Genomic DNA, 18,335 nt, shown 5'->3' with positions numbered 1-18,335 from the left:
AAATCCTATTCCCGACTTAATAAAATTCGGCATCGATTTATACCAAATCAGATCAACGTGGCTCCAATACTACAAAGGGAATTATCATTTCCTCCATGGAAACCCCCCCATGTTGATAGGTATTGCGGTAATAACTAACATAATGGTTATAGTTATTGGGGTAGGCGAAAAACAAGTCATTTTTAGCAAAAATATAGGAGCTACTTACATTTATATTGGGTAGAAATATTTTTTTTGGATCCTTTGCTTCCAACACATCCTTTTGTTCATAAGTAAGGCTCCTTCCTGTTTTATACCTTAGATTAAGACTCGTTTCTTTATCACCTATAACCTTGGAAGGTTGTTTAACGTTTATGGTACCATGATCTGTTGTAATAATTAATTTTAACCCCAGACCCTGTGCCTGCTGAATTATTTCCAATAAAGGTGAATTTTTAAACCAACTCTGTGCCAAAGAACGGTAGGCCTTATCATTGGCTGCCAATTCCTTGACTACTTCCATTTCTGTTTTGGAATGTGATAACATATCTACAAAGTTGTACACTATAACTGTCAGATCATTATCTTTCTGAGATCTAAAATTTTGTGATAGGTGCTTGCCCTGCTTTAGACTGCTTATCTTGTGGTATTCCCACTTTAAGTCAAGCCTTAATCTCTTCAGCTGTGCCTCCAAAAATTCCGCTTCAAAAAGATTCTTGCCACCCTCCTCCGTGTCATTTTTCCACCATTGGGGGTGTTTTTTCTCCATTTCCAAGGGAGTAAGTCCAGAAAATATGGCATTCCTTGCATATTGGGTAGCCGTAGGTAAAATACTGAAGTATGGGACTTCCTTACGTTTTCTATAGAAGGAATTTAAAGTATCTTCAAAGGATAGCCATTGATCATATCTTAAATTATCTATGACCACCAATAATGTTTTGTTGTCCTTTAATTCAGGTTTGATTAATTGTTCAAAGAGGGTGTGAGACATTACGGGACCATCCTTCTCTTTAAACCAATCGTGGTAATTTTTTTCCACGAATTTCCCAAACTGCTGATTGGCTTCCGTTTTTTGAGACTCTAAGATTTCGAACATTCCGGAATCCTCTATTTCCTCCAAACGCAATTCCCAGTAAATAAGCTTTTTATACAATTCTGCCCATTCCTCATAGCTATTTACCATTGCCAATTCCATGGAAATTTTCCTAAATTCCTGCTGATAATTTGCTGTGGTTTTTTCGGAAACCAGTCGGGAATGGTCCAAATTCTTTTTTAACGATAAAAGAATTTGATTTGGGTTAACCGGCTTTATTAAATAATCCGCTATTTTGGAGCCGATGGCCTCCTCCATAATCAACTCTTCCTCACTTTTGGTTATCATTACCACCGGAAGCGAATTATTGATCACCTTTATTTCGTTCAATGTTTCCAAACCGGAAATACCGGGCATATTTTCATCCAAAAAAACTATATCTACATGCGTTTCCTTTAATTCATCCAATGCCTCCCTACCACTTAGACAGGTAATCACCTTATAATTTTTGCCCTCCAAAAATAGAATGTGCGGTTTTAGTAAATCTATTTCATCATCTACCCAAAGTATTGTTATCTTGTTCATTTAGTCCTTATATTTGCCTGCGTAAAAGAATTCTGGTTTTGATAAAATCAAATAAGCTCAAAATTTTCAATGATCCAATTTACGGATTTATCGGAATACCCAATGCACTAATCTTTAATCTAATTGCGGAACCCTACTTTCAGCGATTACGGAGAATCTCCCAAATGGGGTTGTCCTATCTGGTGTATCCAGGGGCCCACCATACGCGTTTTCAGCATGCGATTGGAAGCATGTACCTAATGCAACAGGCCATTCAAGTATTAAGGTTTAAGTCCATTGAAATTACAAAAGAAGAAGAGGATGGGCTTCTATGTGCCATATTATTACACGACATTGGACACGGTCCATTTTCCCATGCCATGGAACACAGCATAGTTGAAGGTGTAAACCATGAATACATATCGTTATTGTTCATGGAGGCCTTAAATAAAAAATACAAGGGAAAATTATCCACTGCCATTGCCATTTTTAAGGGGCAATATCCAAAGAAATTTTTAAATCAGCTCGTTTCCAGCCAATTGGATATGGACCGGATGGACTATTTAAAAAGGGATAGTTTCTATACCGGGGTCGCAGAGGGAAATATAAATTCCGAGAGACTTCTCACCATGTTGAATGTCCTTAATGGAGAACTGGTGATAGAGGAGAAGGGAATTTACTCGATTGAGAAATTCTTGATGGCAAGACGCTTTATGTATTGGCAGGTTTATTTACATAAAACCGGTTTGGTGGCAGAACAACTATTGATAAAAATCTTACAAAGAGCCAAGGAATTGTTGGCTGCGGGTGAAACTATAGAATTTAACGGAGCCCTTAAGTTTTTTATGGAAAATAAGATGCCAAAGGAAGGTTTTACCCAGGACAAGTTGGATTTATTCGCCCAATTGGACGATGTAGATATTTTAGCTGCCATTAAAAATTGGCAGAATCACTCTGATTTTGTCCTGTCCAGACTTTGTAGGATGATCATTGAACGCAAGTTACTCCACGTTAAGCTCAAGAACAAGCCCATTAATGAGGCTAAGTTGAAGAAGCACTTTTTAAATTTCAAAAATCAACACCAGTTAACAGATGAAGAAACGGCTTATTTTGTGTTTTCAGGGGAGATACAAAACCAAGCCTATAACTCAAAAAGTCAGAATATAAATATTCTAAGAGGAAACGGTAGTATTACGGATGTTGCCAAGGCGTCCGACCAACAATATTTGAAAACACTTTCCAAGACCGTTACCAAATATTATATGTGCTATCCGAAAGTTTCCGTTTAACTATTTTTCTTACTTTTGTCCACATGATATTTACAGCAAGCCAAATCGCGGGTATTTTAGAAGGAGAGGTGGAGGGGAATCCTGAAATAGCTGTTCATAAATTATCGAAGATCGAGGAAGGTGAAAAGGGTGCCCTTACTTTTCTAGCCAACCCAAAATACACCTCATATATTTATACTACAAAAGCGTCCGTTACCATTGTAAACAGGGACTTTGTGCCGGACCATCATTTGGAAACCACCTTGATCAAGGTGGATGATGCCTACAAATCCTTTTCCAAATTATTGGAATATTACAATCAGGTAAAAAATAACAAAGTAGGAATTGAAGAACCAGTTTTCAAATCTGAAACCGCTACCTACGGCAAGGACTTTTATTTGGGCGCCTTCTCCTATTTGGGAAATAATGTTAAGATCGGGGATAATGTTAAAATATATCCCAATGTATATATTGGCGATAATGTTACTATTGCCAACAATGTTGTAATCTTTGCAGGTGCAAAAATTTATTCGGAAACCCTCATTGGCAACAATTGTGTGGTCCATAGCGGAGTTGTTCTTGGGGCAGATGGTTTTGGATTTGCACCCACCGAAAATGGTGAATATATAACCATACCCCAAACGGGTAATGTAATTGTTGAGGACAATGTTGATATTGGGGCGGGTACCACAATTGACAGAGCTACTTTGGGCTCTACTATATTAAGGAAAGGGGTGAAGTTGGACAATCAAATTCAAATAGCCCACAATGTAGAAATTGGGGAACATACCGTAATTGCAGCACAGACTGGGATAGCAGGATCCACCAAAATTGGAAGGTACTGCAAAATAGGAGGTCAAGTAGGTATTGTTGGGCATATAGTAATAGGAGATAGAGTGAAGATACAGGCGCAATCCGGTATTGGAAGAAATGTTAAAGATGATGAGATTTTGCAAGGTTCCCCTGCTTTAAACTATGGGGATTACAATAAATCTTACGTACATTTTAAAAATCTACCTAAGATTATTAATAGATTAGAACACATTGAAAAAAAGGATTGACGGTGAGTAATACAACTACAAAACAACGGACAATTGCAAAAGAAATTACACTCAAGGGTGTTGGTTTGCATACAGGGGAAAATGTAACATTGAAATTTGTTCCCGCCCCTGAAAATTTTGGTTATGCCTTTAAGCGTATAGACTTGGAAGGTGAACCCATAATAGAAGCGGACGCCAATTATGTGGTAAATACCCAACGCGGAACCAATTTGGAAAAACGTGGTGTAAGGATTCAGACTTCTGAACATGTTCTTGCCGCTTTGGTAGGCTTGGAGATAGACAATGTTCTGATAGAGCTGAATGCACCGGAACCTCCAATAATGGATGGATCCTCCAAATTTTTTGTAGAAGCTCTGGAACAGGCTGGTATCGTTGAGCAGAATGCCATGCGCGATGAGTTTATTGTCAAGGATGTTATCTCATACAAAGACGAGGAAACAGGTAGTGAAATTACCATTATCCCTGCTGACAATTACCAAATAACTACCATGGTCGATTTTGGAACCAAGGTGCTGGGTACACAAAATGCCACTTTGGAGAATTTAAGCGATTTTAAATCCGAAATAGCCGACGCCAGAACTTTTAGTTTTTTGCATGAACTGGAAATGTTACTGGAAAATGGCTTAATTAAAGGTGGTGATCTAAATAACGCTATTGTTTATGTAGATAAGGAAATATCCGACTCTACCATGAAAAGGCTGGAGAAGGCCTTTAATAAGAAGAAATTATCTGTAAAACCCAATGGTATATTGGATAACTTAACGCTACATCAGCCCAACGAAGCGGCCAGACATAAGTTATTGGATGTTATTGGAGATCTTGCCCTGACCGGAACTAGGATAAGGGGAAAAGTTATTGCCAATAAACCTGGACACTTTGTTAATACACAATTTGCCAAAAAATTGTCCAAGATCATTAAAATGGAGAAGAGAAATCATGTTCCCCAATATGATCTGAACAAGCCTCCTTTGATGGATATCCATCAAATAATGGATATGCTGCCACACCGACCTCCTTTCTTACTTCTGGATAGAATTTTAGAGCTGTCCGATCAACATGTAGTTGGAATGAAGAATGTGACCATGAACGAACCATTTTTTGTAGGTCACTTTCCAGGAGCTCCCGTAATGCCAGGTGTACTTCAGGTAGAAGCTATGGCACAAACTGGTGGTATATTGGTTCTGAGTACCGTTCCAGATCCAGAGAATTACCTTACACTTTTTATGAAAATAGATAATGTAAAGTTTAAACAGAAAGTGCTTCCTGGTGATACCTTAATATTCCATTGTAGTTTAATATCCCCAATAAGAAGGGGTATATGTCACATGCAGGCCTATGCCTATGCCAATAGCAAATTGGTATGCGAAGCGGAAATGATGGCTCAAATAGTTAAAAAGAAATAAAGGATGAATCAACCACTGGCTTATATTCACCCTGGGGCTAAAATTTCCAAGAATGTTGTAGTAGAACCTTTTACTACAATTCACAATAATGTAATAATTGGCGATGGTACTTGGATAGGTTCCAATGTTACCATTATGGAAGGTGCCCGCATCGGGAAAAACTGTAATATTTTTCCAGGCGCTGTTATTTCCGCGCCTCCCCAAGATTTAAAATATGATGGGGAAGAAACCACAGTTGTAATAGGCAACAATACCACCATTAGGGAATGTGCCACAATACACAAGGGCACATCGGACAGAATGAAAACTGTCATTGGCGACAATTGTTTAATAATGGCCTACTGCCATGTAGCGCATGATTGCCTTGTAGGCAACAATTGTATTTTTTCCAACAATTCCACATTGGCAGGTCATGTGACCATTGGAGACAATGTAATTCTGGCGGGCTTGGTAGCTGTACATCAATTTGTATCCATAGGAAGACATGCATTTGTAACAGGAGGTTCCTTGGTAAGGAAAGATGTCCCACCGTTCGTAAAGGCCGCAAGGGAACCACTTTCCTATGTAGGAATTAATTCTGTAGGTTTAAGGAGAAGGAATTTTGAGTCTGATAAAATCAGGGAAATACAGAACATTTATAGAATACTTTACCAAAAAAATTACAACAATTCCCAAGCCGTTCAAATTATTGAAGCTGAAATGGAGGCAACTCCGGAAAGGGATGAAATTTTACAATTTATAAGAGATTCCCAAAGAGGAATCATGAAAGGTTATTTTAGCACAAATTAAAATTATATGGCATCAACATCAGATATTAGAAAAGGATTGTGCATTAGGTACAACAACGACATTTATAAAATAATAGAATTTCTTCACGTTAAACCGGGAAAAGGTCCAGCTTTTGTAAGGACCAAACTTAAAAGTGTAAGTAGTGGAAAAGTATTGGACAATACATTTTCAGGTGGCTCAAAAATTGAGGATGTACGCGTAGAAACCCGTTCTTATCAATTTTTATATGCCGAAGGAGAAACCTACCACTTTATGAATACGGATGATTACAACCAAATCACTTTACAAGAGAGTTCCTTGGATGCCCCTGATTTATTAAAAGAAGGAGAAGTGGTGACCATACTTTTCAATACAGAAGACAGCATGCCGTTATCCGTAGATATGCCTGCAAGTGTTATTTTGGAAGTCACCTATGCGGAACCGGGAGTTAAGGGCAATACTGCGACCAATGCAACCAAACCTGCAAAGGTGGAAACTGGAGCTACCGTAAATGTCCCTCTTTTCATCAACGAGGGCGATAAAATAAAAATAGATACCGAAAAAGGCGCTTATATGGAGCGTGTTAAAGAATAGTTTAGTTGATACCAGACTTTTCCGCCCTTTGACAATATAGAACCAGACAATTATGAAATTTCCATCTCCTTACACACTTAACCAGATTGCTACCATAATCAATGCCGAATATGTGGGACATGAAGATTTCCCGGTGTTGGGCATGAATGAAATCCACGTTGTGGAAAAAGGTGATATTGTCTTTGTTGATCACCCTAAATATTACGAAAAAGCCCTAAACTGTCCGGCATCGATAGTTTTGATCAATAAAAAGGTTGACTGCCCAGAGGGAAAGGCATTGTTGATTTCGGATGATCCCTTTAGAGACTTCAATGTATTGACGCACTTTTTCAAACCATTTTTACAAGCCCAAAACAGTATTTCCACGCTGGCCAAAATTGGAGAAAACACCGTTATTCAACCCAATTGTTTTATAGGAAACAATGTGGTTATTGGGAACAATTGTTTAATACATTCCAACGTTTCCATATACGATAATTGTATAATTGGAAACAATGTTACCATTCATGCAGGATCTGTGTTGGGATCGGACGCCTTTTATTACAAAAAAAGACAGGAAGGTTTTGACAAACTGATTTCTGGAGGAAGGGTAGTCATACAGGATAACGTGGACATAGGGGCCCTTTGCACTTTGGACAGAGGTGTAACAGGAGATACACTGATTAAAAAAGGTACGAAGTTGGACAATCAGGTGCATGTAGGTCACGATACGGTAATTGGCGAGAAATGCCTTATCGCTTCCCAAACCGGTATAGCTGGTTGTGTTATAATCGAGGATGAGGTCACCTTATGGGGGCAGGTTGGCGTAACAAGTGCTGCTACCATTGGAAAAAAAGCAATGGTTAGTGCCCAGTCAGGAGTTTCAAAATCTCTGGAAGGCGGAAAGAATTATTTTGGTAGTCCGGCAGAGGAAATGAGGGAAAAGTTAAAACAATTAGCTTATGTTAAGCAAATCCCCTCAATTTTAAAAAAATTAGAAAATAAATATGCAGAATAATAGTTTAGAATTCATTTTCAAAACTATATTTTTGCAACAATTCAATAAACCAAATATATAATGAGCGTTTTAGTAAATAAAGATTCCAAAATTATTGTTCAAGGGTTTACGGGCAGCGAAGGCACATTTCATGCTGAACAGATGATCGAATATGGTACCAATGTAGTTGGTGGTGTAACTCCGGGTAAAGGCGGACAGGAGCATTTGGGAAGACCTGTGTTCAACACAGTTGAAGAAGCTGTACAAAAAGTTGGAGCCGATACCACTATCATTTTTGTCCCGCCAGCTTTTGCCGCGGACGCAATAATGGAAGCTGCTAGCGCTGGAATAAAAGTCATAATTACGATAACGGAAGGGATTCCTGTTGCAGATATGGTGAAAGTCTATGACTACATAAAACATATGGACTGCAGATTGGTTGGACCTAACTGTCCGGGAGTAATTACCCCAGGAGAAGCCAAAGTAGGTATTATGCCTGGTTTTGTCTTTAAAAAGGGACATGTAGGAATCGTTTCCAAATCCGGAACTTTAACTTATGAGGCGGCAGATCAAGTAGTTCGACAGGGTCTTGGAATTACAACCGCGATAGGAATAGGAGGAGATCCAATTATTGGAACCACCACTAAAGAAGCTGTGGAATTGTTGATCAATGACCCAGATACCAATTGTGTAGTTATGATCGGGGAAATAGGAGGCCAATTGGAAGCCGATGCCGCACAATGGTACAAGGCTAGTGGAAGCAAGAAGCCCATTGTTGGTTTTATCGCCGGTGAAACTGCCCCAGCTGGTAGAACCATGGGACATGCGGGTGCTATAGTTGGAGGTAGTGATGATACTGCACAGGCCAAAAAACGAATAATGAGGGAATGTGGAATACACGTTGTTGATTCACCAGCTGAAATTGGTTTAAAAGTAAAACAAGTCTTGGGTTAACCCCAATTATATAATACCAAATTCCGTTTATACTGTACTCCCGATCAACTCGGAATTATTCAGGATAAACGGAATTTTTTTTGTTTAAAAGCATAAAACTGTTTAAAATTTTTCACTGCATTTTGAGTAAAAATTTTAAAACGGATAAAACATGAACTATATTTGATTATCAACTAAGAAACTAAAGACAGATGAAGTTACTAGAGGGAAAAAATGCAATAATCACTGGAGCAAGTAGAGGTATTGGATCTGGAATAGCCCAAGTTTTTGCAAAGCACGGTGCAAATGTTGCATTTACATATAGTTCCAGCGAAGCACCAGCCTTAGCCTTGGAAAAAGAGTTGATCGGCTATGGCGTTAAGGCAAAAGCGTATAAGAGCAATGCCGCTAGTTTTGAGGATTCCGATAAATTGGTATCCCAAGTATTGGAAGATTTTGGCGGCGTAATCGATATTTTAATCAATAATGCCGGTATTACCAAGGATAATCTATTGATGAGGATGGGCGAAGATGATTTTGATTCTGTTATCGAAATCAATTTAAAATCGGTCTTTAATATGACCAAGGCCGTTCAGCGTACCATGCTAAAACAAAGAAAAGGCTCTATTATAAACATGAGTAGCGTAGTGGGGGTGAAAGGTAATGCTGGACAGGCAAATTATGCAGCTTCCAAAGCCGGTATGATTGGATTTACTAAATCCATCGCCTTGGAACTAGGCTCAAGAAACATTAGATGTAATGCCATTGCACCAGGATTTATTGAAACCGAAATGACAGATAAGTTGGATGAAAAAGTAGTACAAGGATGGAGAGATGGCATTCCATTAAAAAGAGGCGGTCAGCCAGAAGATGTTGCCAATGCCTGCTTGTTTTTAGCTTCAGACCTTTCAGCATATATCACAGGACAAGTATTAAATGTAGATGGTGGAATGCTTACCTAGGAGTGGTTGATTGGTTGTTTAGGCCTTACTAAAGTCTGGTTTTAAATATTTATATGTGGGGACGCTTAAGTGCAATTCTTCCTTACCATAATATTGAACTCTTCATATAGCCCAAAACTTCTATCAACTTACAAGTTCCAATGATAAAATATGATGCAAATTCAAACAGTACTTTTTATATTGCTTGCAGCCTTTTTGGCATTGGCATTGGTACTGTTTCAATATTACTATAAAACCAAAAGGAAGGGGAAACTACATGTGGTCCTTTCCTTTTTACGTTTTTTGTCCATATTTGGCACCCTGCTACTAATCATAAACCCAAAATTTGCCCATAAGGAATATACCTTGGAAAAAGCAAATTTGGTGTTGTTAACGGACAATTCCACGTCAATAACCCCCGAGGACAAATCCCAAATAATCTCCAACCTCAATTTATTAAAAAACAACACCTCCACCTTATCCGAAAAGTTCAATATTGTAAATTATAACTTTGGAGCTGAACTAACCGATTTCGATAGCCTCAGCCCTTCTGAAAAAAGCACCAACATTTCAAAGGCCTTGTCCAGTCTTAATGAAATATATACAGGTTCCAATACTGCAGTGGTACTGTTTTCCGACGGCAATCAGACAATCGGGGAGGATTATGAATTTTATGGAAAAAGACAAAACCTTCCTGTCTATCCTATTGTTTTAGGAGATACTACCAAGTATGATGATATCCTAATACGTCAGGTAAATACAAATAAATATGCCTTTTTAAAGAATAAATTCCCCTTGGAAGTTTTTATCTCCTATGATGGTCTAAAAGACATAAACACAGAATTGCAGATTCTTATCGATGGCAAATTGACTTATAAGGAAAAGGTTTCCTTATCCGCTAAGTCGAACACTAAAATTATTAATACACAATTAGAGGCTAGCACCGTAGGAATAAAAAATATTAAGGTATTTATAGCTCCTCTACCCAACGAAAAAAACAAGGTTAACAATGAAAAATTACTGGCCTTGGAAGTTCTCGATGAAAAAACAAATGTCGCTATTATTTCCAGTATCCTCCACCCAGATATTGGAGCTCTTAAAAAAGCGATTGAGAGTAATGAACAAAGGTTGGTATCCATCTATAAGCCTAACATCGATTTAAACAAATTGGAAGAAGTGGATGTCTATATTCTCTACCAACCCGATGCTTACTTTGATAAAATCTATAAACAAATCCAATTGCGAAAATCCAATTCATTTACAATATTGGGAACCTATACCGATTTAAATTTTATAAACAACATTCAAAAAAACTACGTTATTGGAACAGGGTATCCAATACAAGAAGTTTTTGCCACCTTAAATAATGCCTTTTCTAAATTTGACATTTCCGACTTCTCCTTCGATGGTTTTCCGCCTCTCTTAACCAATGCAGGATCTGTTGATGTTTTGGGCATTGGCGAAACCATGCTAAAAATGCGGATAAAAGGTGTGGAAATGAATCAACCATTATGGACTATTACGGAACAAGATGTATCTAAACACGCCGTTCTGAATGGAGAAAATCTATGGAAATGGAGACTTCAGACCTACAGAAACGATCAGACCTTTAAGAATTTTGATGCTTTTCTAGGAAAATTGATACTTTATCTTTCAACCTCGAAAGGAAAAAACAGATTTGTATTGGATTATAATCCTATTTTCAATAACAGCAGCGAAACAAGAATAAGGGCTACCTATTTTGATGAGGCCTTTTCCTTTGATACCAATGCATCCATCAATTTAAAAGTAGTGGCAAAACCTGACAATAAATCCTTGGAGGTGCCCATGTTGCTAAAAGAAGGGTATTATGAGGCCGACCTAAGTAATCTAACTTCGGGGGAATATAGCTTTACGGCCACTGTTCCCAAGGAAAACCTAAGTAGGTCCGGCAGCTTTTCTATTTTGGATTTTGACGCGGAAAAACAATTTTCCTCCAGCGACCATCGAAAACTACAACGTCTGGCAAACAACACTAATGGAAAGTTATATTTCCCCGGCCAGTTGCAATCATTGATAAAGGATCTGAAAGCCGACCCTAAGTATGTGCCTACTCAAAAAAGCAAAGAAATTGTCGTACCTTTAATCGATTTTAAATTTCTTTTGGGTGTAATTATTGCGGCGCTGTCGTTGGAATGGTTTATCAGAAAGTATAACGGATTAACTTAATAAATAATAAATATAATAAATGGACAAATTACCAAAAATTGCATTACCAGTCATATTCGCTGTTATAGTACTTGTAATATTAATCTCAAAATCGGCCATTACCATAGGCTCAGGTGAAGCCGGCGTGTTATATAAAACTTTTTCAGGTGGTGTGGTTACGGATGAACCACCTTTAGGAGAGGGATTCCACATTGTAGCACCTTGGAACAAAGTTTTCATATATGAGGTTAGGCAACAGGAAGTTATGGAAAAAATGCAGGTATTATCTTCAAACGGTCTTGAGATAAAGTTGGAAGCTTCAGCCTGGTTTGAGCCTAAAAGAGAATTTATAGGGAAATTACATCAGGAAAAAGGCACGGAATACATACAACGTGTATTATTGCCCACCATCAGGTCTGCTGCGCGTAGTGTAGTAGGAAGATATACCCCTGAACAACTTTATTCCAGCAAAAGGGATGCCATTCAACAGGAGATTTATGAAGAAACCCAGAAAATAGTTGACGGCCAATACATACAGCTCAATGAAATTTTGGTTAGGGACGTAACCCTACCTGCTACCATCAAGGAGGCTATAGAGCGTAAACTTAAGCAGGAACAAGAATCTTTGGAATATGAATTTAGATTGGTTACTGCGCAAAAGGAAGCTCAAAAAGTTATCATAGAGGCTCAAGGTAAGGCAGATGCCAATACTATACTAAGCGCTTCCTTGACGGACAAAATATTACGTGATAAGGGAATCGATGCCACTATTAAATTATCGGAATCACCAAATTCCAAGGTTATTGTAATAGGTAGTGGCGACTCAGGTATGCCCATTATTTTAGGCAATCAATAATAATTTAACAATTTTGAAATAAATTGTACCGTATAAATTTTCCAAGGTTGAAAAATAGTTTTAATTTTGTCGTATCATGAAAAATAACAGGACACATCATCATCATTTCTTCACTTGCAGTCAAGCGAGCTAGGAATGTATTGTTGTATCTAAACTATATTCTAACCCGTTTGAGCAATCAAACGGGTTTTGTATTTAACATCCTGTTAGATTTGTTCAGGCCAAAAACAAAAAATAGAAAATGAAAAAAATTAGAATTGCTATCCAGAAAAGTGGCCGTCTAAATGAAGACTCCCTTCAAATACTAAAAGATTGTGGTATTTCTATCGATAATGGAAAAGACCAACTTAAAGCCTCTTCCAGAAATTTCCCTTTGGAAGTATTCTATCTTCGAAATGGGGATATCCCACAATATTTAAGGGATGGCGTAGTAGATATTGCCATTATTGGGGAAAATGTACTGATAGAAAAAGGGGAGGATATTTCAATTGCAGAGAAATTAGGTTTTTCCAAATGCAAAGTGTCATTGGCTGTTCCTAAATCGGTAAAGTACAATTCGGTGAAAGATTTTGAAGGCAAAAAAATTGCCACATCTTATCCGAATACCGTAAAAAACTATTTAGATAGCAAAGGGGTAAAGGCTGATCTTCATATTATCAGCGGTTCTGTAGAAATTGCCCCGAATATTGGTTTGGCCGATGCAATTTGCGATATTGTTTCTAGTGGAAGTACACTGTTCAAGAACAATTTGAAGGAAGTTGAGGTCATGTTGAACAGTGAGGCCGTACTGGCCGTTTCTCCCCAAATTTCTCAGGAAGGAACCGTTTTGCTGGAAAAATTAAGATTTAGAATTCAATCCGTTTTACGTGCCAGACAATCCAAATATGTTCTTTTGAACGCCCCAAACAATAAACTGGATGAAATTATCGAGCTTCTGCCCGGTATGAGGAGTCCTACAGTACTACCTTTGGCCGAAGAAGGTTGGAGTTCCGTACATACGGTAATCAACAAGGATAAATTCTGGGAAGTTATCCAAGAGCTTAAAGAAGCTGGAGCTGAGGGAATACTTGTTTGCCCAATTGAAAAAATGGTGCTTTAACACTTGTCCTTATGACTACTAACTTTCATATGGCACTCATCCCACAGGAGAATATAAATGATATTTTACCTTTGGTACAAATGCTCAATCACGATAAATTTCCTGTTGAAATTCTAAAAAAAAGATTACAGGACATGCTTACGGACGGATATCAATGTTTGGGCGTCTATGATGGAGAAGTACTAATTGGCATTTGTGGGATTTGGGTTCTAAATAAATTATATGTAGGCAAACATATTGAACCGGACAATGTTTATGTATTACCGGAATATCGGAGTTCTGGAGTTGGAAAATTGATGATGGATTGGGTGTTTAATTATGCCGAGGAAATTGGCTGCGATGCCTCGGAAGTCAACTGCTATATAAAAAATGAAAAAGGAATTCAGTTTTGGAATAACCAAGGTTTTAAGGCCATAGGGTACCACATGCAAAAAGTATTTTAGCAATGAATAAGATATACAATCCACAGAGAGAAGATTGGAAGGCAGTTTTAAAACGGCCGACCCAAACTATTGCCGATATCGAGGATATGGTCAATGCCATTTTTATGGAAATAAGGACAGGGGGCGACTCAGTGGTTAGCAACTATACCAAAAAATATGATGGTGTGGTTTTACCGGACGCATTTGTATCCCGCTTAGAGATAGAAGAGTCTGAAAAAATGATTTCCAGCGATTTAAAGTCGGCCATTCAACAGGCCAAAAACAATATTGAAATCTTTCATAAGGCACAAAAAACGGATAAAGTTTCCGTAGAAACTGCTAATGGGGTCCAATGCTGGCAAGAAAAACGTCCAATACAAAAAGTAGGATTGTACATTCCAGGAGGTACTGCTCCTTTGTTTTCTACAATATTAATGCTGGCCGTACCAGCAAATATTGCTGGCTGCCAAGAAATTATCCTATGTACCCCACCTAACAAGGAAGGGAAAGTTCATCCGGCCATATTATATACGGCCAACCTATGTGGAGTTACCAAAATATTTAAAGTTGGAGGCATTCAGGCAATTGCCGGCATGACCTTTGGAACGGAAACCATTCCTCCCGTCTATAAAATATTTGGGCCAGGAAATCAATTCGTAACCGTTGCCAAACAAATAGCCACAAAATATGGTGTAGCCATTGACATGCCTGCAGGTCCAAGTGAACTTTTGGTGATGGCCGATGATAGCGCCAATGCGGCGTTTGTAGCCTCCGATCTATTGAGCCAGGCAGAACATGGTGTGGACAGTCAGGTTATTTTGGTGTCCACTTCCAAAAATCTTATAGATGCCGTTGAAGAGGAGGTAGCTGAGCAAATTAAGGATTTGCCGAGAAAAGAAATTGCCGAGAAGGCTATAGCCAATAGTAAATTGATTTACGTGGAGAGTCAACAAACGGCAGTAGATCTAATAAATGAATACGGTCCGGAACATTACATTCTGTGCGTTAATAATGAAGAGTTTTTCCTAAGACAAACCTATAATGCAGGTTCTGTTTTTATTGGGAATTACACTCCGGAAAGTGCAGGGGATTACGCATCTGGAACCAATCATACACTACCGACCAATGGATACGCGAAGCAGTATAGTGGCGTAAACCTGGATAGTTTTATGAAAAGTATGACTTTTCAAAAAATATCGGAAAAAGGAATTCAGGAAATTGGCAATACCATAGAGTTGATGGCCGAAGCGGAAGGGCTGCAAGCCCATAAGAATGCAGTGACCCTAAGATTGAACAGTTTAAAATAATAAGATTTAAGTGTTAAACTGGCACAGCGCAATACACGCAGGATAAAATGCCGAAATGCATAAATAGAATGAAAACAAAAATATTCAACATTAACGATATAGTTCGGGAGAACGTGAAAGGATTAAGTCCCTATTCCTCTGCAAGGGATGAATATGTTTCAGATGGTTCCAAAATGGTATTTTTAGATGCCAATGAAAATCCCTTTGAATCTGGTGTAAATAGGTATCCTGATCCACATCAAAGACGGTTAAAGGAAGTCTTGGCAGAAAAAAAGGGAGTTTCCACACAACAACTTCTTTTAGGGAATGGTAGTGATGAGGTGTTGGATTTAATTTTCAGGGCCTTTTGTGAACCCAAAGAGGACAATATTATCTCCTTACCACCAACATATGGGATGTATAAGGTACTTGCAGGGATAAACAATGTAGAGAATAGAGAGGTATTGCTTACAAAGGAATTTGAACCCAATGTACCGGAAATACTGAAAGTAGCTGATGGAAAGAGTAAATTACTATTTCTGTGCTCGCCAAACAATCCCACTGGAAATAGCTTTTCCAGTAGCTCTATTAGGGAATTGTTGGACAATTTTAATGGATTGGTAGTTATAGATGAAGCCTATATCGATTTCTCAAGTGAGGTGAGTTGGATTTCGGAATTGCAGAACTATCCCAATCTAGTAGTAACCCAAACCTTATCCAAAGCCTATGGAATGGCAGGTATAAGATTGGGAACCTGTTATGCTTCTGAGGAAATTATAGGGGTATTAAATAAAATAAAACCACCCTATAACGTAAATGAATTAACGCAGCAAAGAGCTTTGGAGCGAGTTTTGGACGTAAATGCGGTGAATTTGGAGGTAATAGATATTTTAACGGAAAGGGATGCCCTTTTTAATGTGTTGCGCCAAGTAGAATTTGCAGAAAAAATATATCACTCAGACGCAAATTTTATTCTCGCCAAAGTGGATGATGCTACAAAAAGATACAATCAACTCCTTAAAATGGGTATCGTCGTTCGCAACAGGACCACACAGCCACTTTGTAAAAATACACTGAGATTTACTGTCGGAACCAAAGAGGAAAATGAGAAATTAATTAGAGCATTGCAAAATATAACAACCTTATAATATTATGAGTCCGGATAAGAACACTAATACCGCCCAAGGAAATAAAAATGGTAAAAAAGTGCTATTTATAGATAGGGATGGTACCATTATTAAAGAAACCATAGACGAGCAAATAGATGCTTTTGAAAAAATGGTATTCTATCCCAAGGCTTTTACCTTTTTGGGGAAAATAGCCAAGGAATTGGATTATGAATTGGTAATGATCACCAATCAGGACGGCTTGGGTACCGATATTTTTCCTGAGGACACCTTTTGGCCGGTACATAATTTTATATTGAAATCGTTCGAAAATGAAGGAGTTGTTTTTGATAAGGTATTCCTTGATCGAACTTTCCCTCATGAAAATGCCGATACGCGAAAGCCCGGAACAGGTTTGTTAACAGCTTATTTTTCGGAAGATTACGATTTGGAAAATTCCTATGTCATAGGGGACCGGTTGACCGATGTTGAATTGGCCAAAAATTTAGGGGCCAAAGGAATCTTCATTAATGACAATACCAATTTAGGCACAGGGGAAATATCCGTTAAAAGAGAGGAATTGGATAAGTACATAGCCTTGGAGAGCAATGATTGGGAAAAAATATACGAGTTTTTAAAATTGAAAGATCGGGTTTCTGAAATAACCCGCAAAACCAATGAAACCGATATTTTCATTAAACTTAATTTAGACGGTACCGGAAAGAGCGATATCAGCACTGGGTTAGACTTCTTTGACCATATGTTGGATCAATTGGCGCGTCATGGTCAAATGGACCTTGAAATTAAGGTTAAAGGCGATCTAGAGGTAGACGAGCATCATACCATTGAAGATACGGCAATAGCCTTGGGCGAGGTGTTTCATAAAGCTTTGAGCAATAAATTGGGAATCGAAAGATATGGTTTCTGTCTGCCCATGGACGATTGTTTGGCGCAGGTTGCTATTGATTTTGGTGGACGAAACTGGTTGGTTTGGGAGACAGAATTCAAAAGGGAAATGATAGGGAAAATGCCTACGGAAATGTTTTATCATTTCTTTAAATCGTTTACGGATGGAGCCAAAGCCAACCTAAATGTTAAGGCTGAAGGTAATAATGAACACCATAAAATAGAGGCCATTTTCAAGGCTTTTGCCAAGGCAATCAAGGTTGCCGTGAAACGTGACGTAGAGAAAATGGTACTACCAAGTACCAAAGGGGTTTTATAGGAGTTAAAAAATCTGTCCGAAGGACAATGAAAAATGAAAATAGTAATTATTGATTACGGAGCCGGAAATATCCAGAGTATTAAGTTTGCCTTTCAGCGCTTGGGCTATGAGGCTATTTTGAGCAGCGATGCCGATGTGATTATGGCGGCTGACAAGGTTATATTTCCCGGGGTCGGGGAGGCAAGCAGTGCCATGAAGAAATTGCGCGAAAGTAAATTGGACCTAATTATTCCTAAACTTAAACAACCCGTATTGGGAATTTGCTTAGGAATGCAATTAATGTGTCATTCTTCGGAAGAAGGCGCTACAGAAGGCCTTGGTATTTTTGATGTAGATGTGGTTAAGTTCTCCAATAAGGTCAAGGTTCCGCAGATAGGGTGGAATCAAATCACCAATTTAAAATCGGACCTCTTCAATAACATTAAGGAAAAGGAACATATTTATCTAGTACATAGCTTTTATGCCCCAATTTGCGAGGAAACAATTGCCGAAGCTGAATACGGCTTAGGTTACAGTGCCGCTTTAAAAAAAGATAATTTTTATGGAACTCAATTCCACCCGGAAAAAAGTAGCGAAGTCGGAGAAAAGATCCTTAAGAATTTTATTGATAGCGCCACTAGTTAAAACGGAATAA

General features: G+C 38.3%; 17 protein-coding genes. 16 read left to right on the top strand and 1 reads right to left on the bottom strand.

All coding sequences use genetic code 11. The features are described 5' to 3' along the window. Positions 1 to 52: 52 nt before the first annotated feature. The gene (locus MWU78_RS09600; RefSeq protein WP_246997313.1) at positions 53 to 1,597 is read right to left on the bottom strand and encodes a PglZ domain-containing protein; all 1,545 of its coding nucleotides are present in this window, start codon (positions 1,595 to 1,597) and stop codon (positions 53 to 55) included. A 38-nt stretch (positions 1,598 to 1,635) separates the two neighbouring features. On the opposite strand from MWU78_RS09600, the gene MWU78_RS09595 reads away from it, so the two are divergent. The 16 genes from MWU78_RS09595 to hisH all read left to right on the top strand — a co-directional run bounded on the left by MWU78_RS09595 (position 1,636) and on the right by hisH (position 18,325). Then, the gene (locus tag MWU78_RS09595) at positions 1,636 to 2,865 is read left to right on the top strand and encodes an HD domain-containing protein (protein ID WP_246997311.1); all 1,230 of its coding nucleotides are present in this window, start codon (positions 1,636 to 1,638) and stop codon (positions 2,863 to 2,865) included. Positions 2,866 to 2,888: 23 nt separating this feature from the next. Continuing rightward, positions 2,889 to 3,905, top strand: a complete 1,017-nt coding sequence (gene lpxD, locus MWU78_RS09590; protein ID WP_246997309.1) for a UDP-3-O-(3-hydroxymyristoyl)glucosamine N-acyltransferase — start codon at positions 2,889 to 2,891, stop codon at positions 3,903 to 3,905. A gap of 2 nt (positions 3,906 to 3,907) precedes the next feature. Beyond that, the gene (locus tag MWU78_RS09585) at positions 3,908 to 5,308 is read left to right on the top strand and encodes a bifunctional UDP-3-O-[3-hydroxymyristoyl] N-acetylglucosamine deacetylase/3-hydroxyacyl-ACP dehydratase (protein WP_246997307.1); all 1,401 of its coding nucleotides are present in this window, start codon (positions 3,908 to 3,910) and stop codon (positions 5,306 to 5,308) included. Positions 5,309 to 5,311: 3 nt separating this feature from the next. Then, a complete protein-coding gene (lpxA, locus tag MWU78_RS09580) occupies positions 5,312 to 6,097 on the top strand; it encodes an acyl-ACP--UDP-N-acetylglucosamine O-acyltransferase (protein WP_246997305.1) in 786 nt (261 codons plus the stop codon). A gap of 6 nt (positions 6,098 to 6,103) precedes the next feature. After that, complete coding sequence (efp, locus tag MWU78_RS09575; RefSeq protein WP_246997303.1) at positions 6,104 to 6,670, top strand: elongation factor P; 567 nt, start codon at positions 6,104 to 6,106, stop codon at positions 6,668 to 6,670. A gap of 52 nt (positions 6,671 to 6,722) precedes the next feature. Further along, positions 6,723 to 7,667, top strand: a complete 945-nt coding sequence (locus MWU78_RS09570; RefSeq protein WP_246997301.1) for a UDP-3-O-(3-hydroxymyristoyl)glucosamine N-acyltransferase — start codon at positions 6,723 to 6,725, stop codon at positions 7,665 to 7,667. A gap of 60 nt (positions 7,668 to 7,727) precedes the next feature. Then, positions 7,728 to 8,600: a succinate--CoA ligase subunit alpha gene (gene sucD, locus MWU78_RS09565; protein WP_187583791.1), complete on the top strand. Its 873-nt coding sequence runs from the start codon at positions 7,728 to 7,730 to the stop codon at positions 8,598 to 8,600. A 191-nt stretch (positions 8,601 to 8,791) separates the two neighbouring features. Next, on the top strand, positions 8,792 to 9,541 hold the full coding sequence (gene fabG / locus MWU78_RS09560; RefSeq protein WP_246997299.1) for a 3-oxoacyl-[acyl-carrier-protein] reductase: 750 nt from the start codon (positions 8,792 to 8,794) through the stop codon (positions 9,539 to 9,541). Between the two features lie 150 nt (positions 9,542 to 9,691). Further along, complete coding sequence (locus MWU78_RS09555; protein WP_246997297.1) at positions 9,692 to 11,728, top strand: VWA domain-containing protein; 2,037 nt, start codon at positions 9,692 to 9,694, stop codon at positions 11,726 to 11,728. Between the two features lie 19 nt (positions 11,729 to 11,747). Continuing rightward, entirely contained in the window at positions 11,748 to 12,563 is an 816-nt protein-coding gene (locus tag MWU78_RS09550; RefSeq protein ID WP_246997295.1) for a prohibitin family protein, read from the top strand. 241 nt (positions 12,564 to 12,804) lie between these two features. Beyond that, on the top strand, positions 12,805 to 13,662 hold the full coding sequence (gene hisG / locus MWU78_RS09545) for an ATP phosphoribosyltransferase (protein WP_246997293.1): 858 nt from the start codon (positions 12,805 to 12,807) through the stop codon (positions 13,660 to 13,662). Positions 13,663 to 13,673: 11 nt separating this feature from the next. Then, positions 13,674 to 14,105, top strand: a complete 432-nt coding sequence (locus MWU78_RS09540; RefSeq protein WP_246997291.1) for a GNAT family N-acetyltransferase — start codon at positions 13,674 to 13,676, stop codon at positions 14,103 to 14,105. Between the two features lie 2 nt (positions 14,106 to 14,107). Further along, positions 14,108 to 15,391 carry a histidinol dehydrogenase gene (gene hisD / locus MWU78_RS09535; protein WP_246997289.1) on the top strand — a complete coding sequence of 428 codons (1,284 nt, stop codon included), beginning with the start codon at positions 14,108 to 14,110 and terminating at the stop codon, positions 15,389 to 15,391. A 68-nt stretch (positions 15,392 to 15,459) separates the two neighbouring features. Further along, entirely contained in the window at positions 15,460 to 16,518 is a 1,059-nt protein-coding gene (hisC, locus tag MWU78_RS09530) for a histidinol-phosphate transaminase (protein WP_246997287.1), read from the top strand. A 4-nt stretch (positions 16,519 to 16,522) separates the two neighbouring features. Beyond that, positions 16,523 to 17,701, top strand: coding sequence for a bifunctional histidinol-phosphatase/imidazoleglycerol-phosphate dehydratase HisB (gene hisB, locus MWU78_RS09525; RefSeq protein ID WP_246997286.1), 1,179 nt, complete (start codon positions 16,523 to 16,525; stop codon positions 17,699 to 17,701). Positions 17,702 to 17,734: 33 nt separating this feature from the next. Further along, a complete protein-coding gene (gene hisH / locus MWU78_RS09520; RefSeq protein WP_246997284.1) occupies positions 17,735 to 18,325 on the top strand; it encodes an imidazole glycerol phosphate synthase subunit HisH in 591 nt (196 codons plus the stop codon). Positions 18,326 to 18,335 lie beyond the last annotated feature (10 nt).

The sequence above is a fragment of the Arenibacter sp. F26102 genome (assembly GCF_023015865.1).
In the GTDB taxonomy this organism is placed as follows: Bacteria; Bacteroidota; Bacteroidia; order Flavobacteriales; family Flavobacteriaceae; genus Arenibacter.
Note: the sequence above shows the minus strand (reverse complement) of the source record. Positions and strands in the feature narration are given on the sequence as shown.

What these genes read in the sequence shown, in the direction of transcription:
- MWU78_RS09600 (WP_246997313.1), bottom strand. Translation starts at nt 1,597, where the DNA reads ATGAACAAGATAACAATACTTTGGGTAGATGATGAAATAGATTTACTA.
- lpxD (WP_246997309.1), top strand. Translation starts at nt 2,889, where the DNA reads ATGATATTTACAGCAAGCCAAATCGCGGGTATTTTAGAAGGAGAGGTG.
- lpxA (WP_246997305.1), top strand. Translation starts at nt 5,312, where the DNA reads ATGAATCAACCACTGGCTTATATTCACCCTGGGGCTAAAATTTCCAAG.
- efp (WP_246997303.1), top strand. Translation starts at nt 6,104, where the DNA reads ATGGCATCAACATCAGATATTAGAAAAGGATTGTGCATTAGGTACAAC.
- MWU78_RS09570 (WP_246997301.1), top strand. Translation starts at nt 6,723, where the DNA reads ATGAAATTTCCATCTCCTTACACACTTAACCAGATTGCTACCATAATC.
- sucD (WP_187583791.1), top strand. Translation starts at nt 7,728, where the DNA reads ATGAGCGTTTTAGTAAATAAAGATTCCAAAATTATTGTTCAAGGGTTT.
- fabG (WP_246997299.1), top strand. Translation starts at nt 8,792, where the DNA reads ATGAAGTTACTAGAGGGAAAAAATGCAATAATCACTGGAGCAAGTAGA.
- MWU78_RS09555 (WP_246997297.1), top strand. Translation starts at nt 9,692, where the DNA reads ATGATGCAAATTCAAACAGTACTTTTTATATTGCTTGCAGCCTTTTTG.
- MWU78_RS09550 (WP_246997295.1), top strand. Translation starts at nt 11,748, where the DNA reads ATGGACAAATTACCAAAAATTGCATTACCAGTCATATTCGCTGTTATA.
- hisG (WP_246997293.1), top strand. Translation starts at nt 12,805, where the DNA reads ATGAAAAAAATTAGAATTGCTATCCAGAAAAGTGGCCGTCTAAATGAA.
- MWU78_RS09540 (WP_246997291.1), top strand. Translation starts at nt 13,674, where the DNA reads ATGACTACTAACTTTCATATGGCACTCATCCCACAGGAGAATATAAAT.
- hisD (WP_246997289.1), top strand. Translation starts at nt 14,108, where the DNA reads ATGAATAAGATATACAATCCACAGAGAGAAGATTGGAAGGCAGTTTTA.
- hisC (WP_246997287.1), top strand. Translation starts at nt 15,460, where the DNA reads ATGAAAACAAAAATATTCAACATTAACGATATAGTTCGGGAGAACGTG.
- hisB (WP_246997286.1), top strand. Translation starts at nt 16,523, where the DNA reads ATGAGTCCGGATAAGAACACTAATACCGCCCAAGGAAATAAAAATGGT.
- hisH (WP_246997284.1), top strand. Translation starts at nt 17,735, where the DNA reads ATGAAAATAGTAATTATTGATTACGGAGCCGGAAATATCCAGAGTATT.